This window comes from Ensifer sp. Root954, assembly GCF_001429005.1.
GTDB lineage: Bacteria > Pseudomonadota > Alphaproteobacteria > Rhizobiales > Rhizobiaceae > Ensifer > Ensifer adhaerens.
Genome location: NZ_LMJM01000015.1, coordinates 86235 through 86454, shown reverse-complemented (window position 1 = coordinate 86454; position 220 = coordinate 86235). Strand labels below are relative to the sequence as shown.

The window sequence follows — 220 nt, the reverse complement described above, 5'->3', positions numbered from 1 at the left end:
GTCCTTCATGCCGGCGAGGTGCTGGATGGCACCGGAAATGCCGCAGGCGATGTAGAGATCGGGCGCAACGACCTTGCCGGTCTGGCCGACCTGCCAGTCGTTCGGAGCGTAACCGGCGTCGACCGCAGCGCGCGAAGCGCCGACGGCAGCGCCGAGCTTGTCGGCAACCGGCAGGATCACTTCCTGGAACTTTTCCGACGAGCCGAGCGCACGACCGCCC

Annotated in this window: 1 protein-coding gene; it reads right to left on the bottom strand. The window is 67.7% G+C overall.

The features are described from left to right. On the bottom strand, positions 1-220 hold a 220-nt coding region (locus ASE71_RS36220), incomplete at both ends, for an electron transfer flavoprotein subunit alpha/FixB family protein (RefSeq protein WP_200964130.1).